Source organism: Hydrogenophaga sp. (genome assembly GCF_028698005.1).
Classification (GTDB): Bacteria; Pseudomonadota; Gammaproteobacteria; order Burkholderiales; family Burkholderiaceae_C; genus Hydrogenophaga.
Window position 1 is genome coordinate 1 of the sequence record NZ_JAQVEJ010000131.1, and the last position, 8,285, is coordinate 8,285.

Sequence of the window (8,285 nt, forward strand, 5' to 3'; positions counted from 1 at the left end):
TACAGGAAGCGCGAGCAGGCGTTCACGAACGGCTTGGGCGTCTGCGCCGCACCGAACCCGTACACCGCGGCGCCCCTGGCGCGCATGTGCATCACCAGGGGTGTGAAGTCGGCGTCGGACGAAACGATGCCAAACGCATCGGGCCGCTCGGTGTAGAGCAGCTCCATGGCGTCCACGGTCATGGCCATGTCGGTGGCGTTCTTGCGCTTGGAATAGTCGAACTGCTGGATCGGCCGGATCGCAAACTCCAGCAGGCGGTTCTGCCACCCTTGCAGGCCGGACTTGGTCCAGTTGCCGTAGGCACGCCGCACGTTGATCTCGCCCAGCGTGGACAGCTCGGTCAGGATCTCGTCGATCTTGTCCGCCGGGGCGTTGTCGGCGTCGATGAGCAGCGCGATGCGCAACTGGCGCTCGGACGACATGGATGTTCTCCTTCCTTGGACAGTGCGAAGCGGTGCCGGATTCAGGTCACCATGCGCCAGTTCAGTTCCTCGCCATCACGCAGGGGCCTGAGTTCGGCGTCGCCGAACGGGTAGCTGGCAGGCACCGTCCAGCGCTGGCGGTTCAACGTGATCGTGCCCTGGTTGCGGGGCAGGCCGTAAAAGTCGGCTCCGTGGAAGCTGGCAAAGCCCTCGAGCTTGTCCAGCGCGCCCGCCTGTTCGAAGGCCTCGGCGTACAGCTCGATGGCCGCGTGGGCGGTGTAGCAGCCGGCGCAGCCCGTGGCGTGTTCCTTCAGGTGGGCCGGGTGCGGCGCGCTGTCGGTGCCGAGGAAGAACTTCGGGCTGCCGCTGGTGGCCGCAGCCACCAGGGCCTGGCGGTGCGTCTCGCGCTTGAGCACGGGCAGGCAGTAGTAGTGCGGGCGGATACCGCCGGTGAAGATGGCGTTGCGGTTGTACAGCAGGTGGTGCGCGGTGAGGGTGGCGCCCAGGTTCCCGTCGGCCTCGGCCACGTACTGCGCGGCTTCCTTCGTGGTGATGTGCTCCAGCACGATCTTCAGGCCCGGGAAATCGCGGCGCAGCGGCTCGAGCTGCTGCTCGATGAACACCGCCTCGCGGTCGAACAGGTCCACCGACGGATCGGTCACCTCACCGTGCACCAGCAGCAGCACGCCGGCGTTCTGCATGGCCTCCAGCGTGCGATAGGTCTTGCGGATGTCGGTGACGCCGGCATCGCTGTTGGTGGTGGCGCCGGCCGGGTAGAGCTTGCAGGCGACCACACCGGCCTCTTTCGCGCGCGCGATCTCCTCGGGCGGCAGCTTGTCCGTCAGGTACAGGGTCATGAGCGGCTCGAAGGCCATGCCGGCCGGTACCGCGGCCAGGATGCGCTCCCGGTAGGCCAGCGCCTGCGCCACCGTGGTCACCGGCGGCTTGAGGTTGGGCATGATGATCGCCCGGCCGAACTGCGCCGCAGTGTGCGGCACCACGGTGCGCAGGGCCTCGCCGTCGCGCACGTGCAGGTGCCAGTCGTCGGGGCGGGTGATGGTCAGGGAGGTGATGTCGGTGCTCATGGTCGTGCGTTCTGCAGAGATGTCGAATTGTCCCATGCGCTGCAGCACGGCTCAGTCAATGCCGTGGACCTGCGCCAGGGTCTGCAGGAAGGTCTGCGCCAGGCGCGATGCCGACGGCGCGGGGCGCGAGACGGCCACGAAATCCACCGTGTAGCCCAGCTCGGGCAACGCCACGCGGCGCATCTCGCCCTGGTCCACGAAGATGGCGGCGTAATGGTCGGGCAGAAAGCCCACGTAGCCGCCCGAGCGCACCAGCAGCGCCACCGCCTCCTGGTCGTTGACCAGCGCGCCGCGCCGCAGGCCGAAGCGGCGCGTCACATCCATGTTCGGCGAATGAAAGGCCAGGCCCGCGCAGTCGGCCGCGCGCACGTCGTCCAGCGTCGGTTGCCGGCGCACGAACAGCGGGTGCTCGCGCCCGCAGTACAGGTACATCTGCTCCTGGAACAGCGGCAGGTAGCGCAGGCTGCGCGAGCGCCGGTGGTCGGGCACGATGGCCAGGTCGAGCGAGCCGTCGATGACACCCGGCTCCAGCACGTTGAGCGCCCCCACCGTCAGCTCCAGCCCCACCTGCGGCGCGATGGCGCGGAATTCGCGCACGGCGCGGTCCACGCGGGCGGCCGGGTTGGTCACCGTCTTGTCGAACAGCCCCAGCCGCAGGGTGCCCGTCAGCTCGCCATGCATCTGACCGACGCTGGCGCGAAAACCCTCCAGCGCCTCCAGCAGGCGCCGGGTGTCGGCATAGACGCGCCGCCCCTCCTCGGTCAGCGAAAAGCCCCCGCGCCCGCGCCGGCACAGCACCAAGCCCAGGCGCTGCTCCAGGTCCTTGACGTGCCGGCTGATGGTGGAGCGGCCGATGTTGAGCTCCAGCTCGGCCGCCGCCATGCCACCGCAATCGACCACTGACCGGAACACCTTGAGCAGCCGGATGTCGGTGTCGCCCACCTGCCCCAGCCAGGCCCTGGAATGCGCCATGGAAATGAGCCTTTCAAAGTTTCACAGATACGCAACTGAATAGCGCCATGTTGCAGTTTAAAGAATCCGGCGTCCGCCCCACAATCGCCCCATTCATTCCCTTTTTTCCATCTCTTCCACAGGACCCGCCGCCATGGACATGACCGACCTGAAAGCCACCGCCGGCCTGACGGCCGCCCAGCTCGACGCGCACTGGATGCCGTTCTCCGGCAACCGCCAGTTCAAGAAGGACCCGCGCCTGATCACAGGCGGCGAAGGCGCCTACCTGATCGATGCCCAGGGCCGCCGCATCTACGACGGCCTCTCGGGCCTGTGGACCTGCGGTCTGGGCCACTGCCGGCGCGAGATCGCCGACGCCATCGCGCGCCAGGCCGCCACGCTCGACTACGCACCCGCCTTCCAGTTCGGCCACCCCGCCGCCTTCCAGCTGGCCGAGAAGATCGTGCAGCACATGCCTGCCGGCCTGAGCCACGTCTTTTACACCGATTCGGGCTCCGAGTCCGCCGACACCGCGCTGAAGATGGCGCGTGCCTACTGGCGCCTGAAAGGCCAGGCCGGCAAGACCCGCTTCATCGGCCGCGAAAAGGGCTACCACGGCGTCAACTTCGGCGGCATCTCCGTCGGCGGCATCGGTGGCAACCGCAAGACCTTCGGCCAGGGCATCGAGGCCGACCACCTGCCCCACACCCAGCCGCCGGCCGGCTCCTTCATCCAGGGCATCCCCGCCGAGGGCGGCGAGGCGCTGGCCAACCGGCTGCTGGACATCATTGCACTGCACGACGCCAGCAACATCGCGGCCGTGATCGTCGAGCCCTTCTCCGGCTCCGCCGGCGTGGTGGTGCCGCCGGCCGGCTACCTGCAGCGCCTGCGCGAGATCTGCACGCAGCACGACATCCTGCTGATCTTCGACGAGGTCATCACCGGCTTCGGCCGCTGCGGTGCCTGGACCGGCTCCGAGGCCTTCGGCGTCACGCCCGACATCCTGACCTTCGCCAAGCAGGTCACCAACGGCGCGGTGCCCATGGGCGGCGTGGTCGCCAAGGCCGAGATCTACGACACCTTCATGGTCGCCGGTGGCCCCGAGTACATGGTCGAGTTCGCGCACGGCTACACCTACTCGGCGCACCCCCTGGCCTGCGCCGCCGGACTGGCGACCCTGGACCTGCTGGAAAGGGAGCATTCGCCGCAGATGGTGCAGGCCCTCGCCCCGCACTTCGAAAAGGCCGTCCACAGCCTGCGCGGCGCCCAGCATGTGCAGGACATCCGCAACATCGGCCTGGCCGCCGGCCTGACGATCGCGCACGCGCCGGGTGAACCGGCCAAGCGCCCGTTCGAGATCGCGATGCACTGCTGGAAGCAGGGTTTCTACGTGCGTTACGGCGCCGACACCATCCAGCTGGCCCCACCCTTCATCAGCACCCCGGCCGAGATCGACGCCCTCGTCAACGCCGTCGGCGAGGCACTCGAAGCGACCGCCTGATCGCGCGGCGCGGGTGCCTCAGTCGGCCGCTGCTTCGGTGGCCGGCAGCTTCGCCTGCAGTTCGCGCCAGAACTCGTCGACGATGCGCTTGGCCTTGCGCGAGCCGGGGCGTTCGCGGTAGATGCGGATGTCCAGCGTTGTCTCGTAGCCTTCGCCGGCCCGGACCAGCCGGCGCGCGGCCACCTCGCGCCGCACGGCACTGGCCGGCAAAAAAGCCACACCGTGGCCTTCCAGCGCCATGGCCTTGAGGCCCTCGGACATGTCCGTCTCGTAGATGCGGTCCAGGTGCACCGGCGTCACGCTCTGGCTCAGCAGGTGGTCCACCGCACGGCCCATGTAGGCGCCGGGCGCATAGGCCAGATAAGGCAGCAGATGCGCCGCAGTGCCGGGCAGGACGTGGCGCGGCTCGCCACGCTCGTCGGGCTTGACGTAAGGCGCCAGCGTCTCGCTGCCCAGCGGCAGCATCTCGTAGCGCGCCGGATCGAGCTGGATCGGCTGCGAGGGATGGTGGTAGGCAATGAGCAGGTCGCACGTGCCCTCCACCAGCCGCATCACGGCGTCGTGCACGTTCAGCGCGATGAGCCGGCTCTTGATCGGCTGACCGATGTCACGCAGACTGGACAGCCACGCCGGGAAAAAGGTGAAGGTCAGCGTGTGCGGCACCGCGAACTCGATCACGTCCTGCGCGGCCGAGGTGTGTGCGCGCAGCATCGCACGCGTGTTCTGCAGGGCCTGCAGCACCTCCAGCGCCTGCCCGTACAGGGTCTGCCCCGCCGGCGTCAGCCGCGTTGGGTACGACGAGCGATCCACCAGGTCGGTGCCCGCCCATGCCTCGAGCGACTGGATGCGGCGCGAGAAAGCCGGCTGCGTCACGTGACGCAACTGGGCCGACCGGCTGAAACTGCGGGTCTCGGCCAAACTGACGAAATCTTCCAGCCACTTGGTGTCCATGGCCGCCGATTATGTATGCAGGCACGCCAGCGAAGACGCGCTCCCGGGGACAGGCACCCACTGTGAGCCCCCACGGAACCGGCGCCGCCAGGCCGTCGGGCGCACCTGCACCCCAGGCGGCGCAACCACGCACAAGAGCGGGGAAGCGGCGCAGCCACGCAGGGGGTTATTCACCATCACCCGTCCAGATCGGCCTGAGCCCGCGCCACGTACAGGCGCTCCATCGCATCGGCGGGCATCCGCTGTTCGGCGGCCTGAACCAGCCGGCGCGCACGCTCGTGCGCACCGTCCCCGCCCAGCCGCAACAGGCCGCTGGCGTGCTCGTACAGCACCACGGGCGATTCAGGAAACAGGGCGCTGGCGCGCTGGTAGTGGTCCAGTCCGGTCTGGCGCCGGGCACCATAGGTCATGCCGCCAATCAGCTCCCCCACCTTGTCGATGATTTCGGCGTGAAAACTGCCGAGCGCCAGATGTCCGTCCACATGGTCGGGCACCAGGCGCATGGTCTGCTCCAGCGCCGTCCGCACCTGCGTGCCGATGCCGCGGGCCAGCACCTTGGCCACGCTGATGCCCTGGCTGTACCGCGCCAGAGCGTGGGCCTGCCAGTACCAGAGCTCGGGTCGCTGCCGCGCCTGCGCCAAGTGCTGGCCGGCCTGCTCGGCCGCCGCCCACAGCAGCGCCAGCCGCATCGCATCGCTGGGCTCGACGTACACGGCTTGGGTGCAGGCCGCCTTGAGCGCCAGGCCCCAGCCATCGGGTCCCAGCGACAGGGCCCTTTCGCGCGCCTGGGCGAAATGGCCGTTGTGGTACAGCGTCCAGGCTTCGAGCAGGGGCGGCGACGTGGGCAGGGGCACGCCATCGGTCCCGTGCAGCCGCATCCAGTTGCGCGACACATCCGACGGGTCGAGCCGCCCGAGCACGGCATCGGGCGCAGCCGTCCATGCCGCATCGGTCATCACCAGAGTCATGAGAAAGTCTCCCGATAAGCACCAGCCAGGCGCTGCATGTGCGCCCGCTGCCCGGGCGCCATGTACGGCGCCAGCAGGGTCAGCACGTGATACGCCCCCCGCATCAGCGCCTGCTGCGCATGTTCCGGCTCCAGCGCACGACGCGGATCGCGCACATACTCGAAGCTGAGCCAGTAGGTCAGAACCACCACCATCGCCGTGGCCACCGGCTCGGGCGCTCCCCCGCCCATGTCGACAGCGCCGGTACGCTCCATGGTCGCCAGCATCCCGCGCACCGCGCGCGTCTTGTCATCCAGTACCACCTGAAAGCGTGTTTCCAGCAGCCGGTTGCGCGAAAGCAGGTCGTTGAGATCACGGTACAGGAAGCGGTAATCCCAGACCAGCTCGAACAGCGAGTGCAGAAAAAACCACGCATCCTCGACATCGCCGGCCTCGTGCGCGGCCAGGAGCAATTCGCCCAGTGACCGCTCATAGCGCTCGAACAGGGCATTGATGAGCTCGTCCCTGGCCGGGTAGTGGTAGTACAGGTTGCCCGGGCTGATACCCAGCTCCGAGGAGATGAGCGTGGTCGAGACGTTGGGCTCACCGAAGCGGTTGAACAACGCCAGCGTCACCTCGAGGATACGCTCGGCGGTCCGCCGTGGTTGCTTCTTCACCATGACGCCCCCCTCCAAGGCGACGTCGCGGCGGAGCCTCCTGCATCACAATGTCCAGCACATCCCGGGCGCATGGGGCCAGTGTAGTGGCCTCACCCGCTGTCGTCTTGCTGCGATGCAGCATGCACGTCAGGACTGCTCCGTCCTGCCGGCGGCCTTGCGCACGGCCTTGCGCGGCACCGCCCTGGCCGCGGCCTTGGCGGCGGACGCCTGACGCGCCGGCGGCGAGCGGCGTGCCGCGTTCTGCCGCTCCAGCGCCTGCACCTGGGCGCTCAGCTCGTCGATGCGCGCGCGCAGGTTCGCCAGTTCCTGCGCCGTCGGCATGCCCAGCTTGCCCAGCGCCGTGGCCACCCGGTCTTCAAACAGCGTCCCCAGCCGGCCCCACTGGCCCGCAGCCTGAGAACCCATGTCGGAGGCCAGGCTGCTCACACGGCTGGAGGCTTCCTGCAGTCCCTCCTCGGCCGCGGCCTGCGTCTTGCGCTGCATCGTCTGACCCTCCCGGACCAGCGCCTCGAACACCTTGCCGCCCTCCGCCTGCGCCTTGGCGAACGCGCCCAGCCCGGCGAGCCATATCTGCTGCGCGGACTCCCGGATGGTGCTGGTCAGCGGGGAAGGATCCGACTCGGCGGCGGAGGAAGCACTGCGTTTGCGGGTGGCCATGGTGGTGATCGGTAAGAGGCTTATCCCATGGCGCCCCGAAGGGCGCCGACAGGGTTCCACTGTAGGATGGCCGCACCGGACTGTGTAGAGCGCGTGCCCTAGGCGCCGGCCCGACGTCCGCCGCCTCTACAATTTCCCGGCACTCACATTTCGTTTCCTGCTCTTCCACGGACCCGTCATGACCACCCCGAACCCCAGCCCCGCCGATCTGTCGCACATCCAGCCGCGCGAAAAGGCGGAAATCCTGGCCCAGGCCCTGCCGTACATCCGCCAGTTCCATGGCAAGACCATGGTCATCAAGTACGGCGGCAACGCCATGACCGACCCGACCCTGCAGCAGGACTTCGCCGAAGACGTGGTGCTGCTCAAGCTGGTGGGCATCAACCCGGTGGTGGTGCATGGCGGCGGTCCGCAGATCGAGACGGCGCTCAAGCGCCTGGGCAAGACGGGCCATTTCATCCAGGGCATGCGCGTGACCGACGCCGAAACCATGGAGGTGGTCGAGTGGGTGCTCGGCGGTGAAGTCCAGCAGGACATCGTCGGCCTGATCAACGCCGCCGGTGGCAAGGCCGTCGGTCTCACGGGCCGTGACGGCGCCATGATCCGCGCCCGCAAGCTGCGCCTGTCCGATCAGCAGGACCCTGCCATCGAGCACGACGTCGGCCAGGTCGGCGACATCGTCTCGATCGACCCGGCGGTGGTCAAGGCGCTGCAGGACGACCAGTTCATCCCGGTGGTCAGCCCCATCGGCTTCGGCGAGCAGAACGAGAGCTACAACATCAACGCCGACGTGGTGGCGGCCAAGCTCGCCACGGTGCTGCAGGCCGAGAAGCTCCTGATGCTGACCAACATCCGCGGCGTGCTCGACAAGGAAGGCCAGTTGCTGACCGAGCTGACGCCGCGCCGCATCGACGAGCTGTGCGCGGACGGCACCATCAGCGGCGGCATGATCCCCAAGATCGCCGGTGCGCTCGACGCCGCCAAGAGCGGCGTGCACGCGGTGCACATCATCGACGGCCGCGTGCCGCATGCCCTGCTGCTCGAAGTGCTGGGCGACGAGCCCTTCGGCACCATGATCAAGTCCTCCTGAC

The 8,285-nt window shown here is 68.4% G+C and carries 9 protein-coding genes; 2 read left to right on the forward strand and 7 right to left on the reverse strand.

Features of this window, described 5'->3' with window-relative positions; genetic code table 11:
- The 3 genes from PHQ87_RS12195 to PHQ87_RS12205 all read right to left on the reverse strand — a co-directional run.
- Positions 1–422: NYN domain-containing protein (locus PHQ87_RS12195; protein ID WP_300234629.1), on the reverse strand; the 422-nt coding region annotated here is incomplete at its 3' end.
- A 41-nt stretch (positions 423–463) separates the two neighbouring features.
- Complete coding sequence (gene pyrC / locus PHQ87_RS12200) at positions 464–1,507, reverse strand: dihydroorotase (protein ID WP_300234633.1); 1,044 nt, start codon at positions 1,505–1,507, stop codon at positions 464–466.
- Positions 1,508–1,558: 51 nt separating this feature from the next.
- Complete coding sequence (locus PHQ87_RS12205) at positions 1,559–2,479, reverse strand: LysR family transcriptional regulator (RefSeq protein WP_300234636.1); 921 nt, start codon at positions 2,477–2,479, stop codon at positions 1,559–1,561.
- Positions 2,480–2,612: 133 nt separating this feature from the next.
- Between PHQ87_RS12205 and PHQ87_RS12210 the strand changes: the two genes are divergently transcribed.
- A complete protein-coding gene (locus tag PHQ87_RS12210; RefSeq protein ID WP_300234639.1) occupies positions 2,613–3,959 on the forward strand; it encodes an aspartate aminotransferase family protein in 1,347 nt (448 codons plus the stop codon).
- A gap of 18 nt (positions 3,960–3,977) precedes the next feature.
- Here the strand turns inward: PHQ87_RS12210 and PHQ87_RS12215 are convergent, their stop codons facing one another.
- From PHQ87_RS12215 to PHQ87_RS12230, 4 genes are all read right to left on the reverse strand, one after another.
- Positions 3,978–4,910 (reverse strand): LysR substrate-binding domain-containing protein, encoded by a 933-nt coding sequence (locus tag PHQ87_RS12215; RefSeq protein ID WP_300234641.1) that lies wholly within the window; start codon positions 4,908–4,910, stop codon positions 3,978–3,980.
- A 176-nt stretch (positions 4,911–5,086) separates the two neighbouring features.
- Entirely contained in the window at positions 5,087–5,878 is a 792-nt protein-coding gene (locus PHQ87_RS12220; RefSeq protein WP_300234643.1) for a hypothetical protein, read from the reverse strand.
- The gene (locus PHQ87_RS12225) at positions 5,875–6,537 is read right to left on the reverse strand and encodes a TetR/AcrR family transcriptional regulator (RefSeq protein WP_300234646.1); all 663 of its coding nucleotides are present in this window, start codon (positions 6,535–6,537) and stop codon (positions 5,875–5,877) included. The genes PHQ87_RS12220 and PHQ87_RS12225 overlap by 4 nt, the downstream gene beginning before the upstream one ends.
- A gap of 126 nt (positions 6,538–6,663) precedes the next feature.
- Positions 6,664–7,194 (reverse strand): phasin family protein, encoded by a 531-nt coding sequence (locus PHQ87_RS12230; protein WP_300234649.1) that lies wholly within the window; start codon positions 7,192–7,194, stop codon positions 6,664–6,666.
- A gap of 178 nt (positions 7,195–7,372) precedes the next feature.
- Between PHQ87_RS12230 and argB the strand changes: the two genes are divergently transcribed.
- Positions 7,373–8,284: an acetylglutamate kinase gene (gene argB / locus PHQ87_RS12235; protein WP_300234651.1), complete on the forward strand. Its 912-nt coding sequence runs from the start codon at positions 7,373–7,375 to the stop codon at positions 8,282–8,284.
- The last annotated feature ends 1 nt before the right edge of the window (position 8,285 follow it).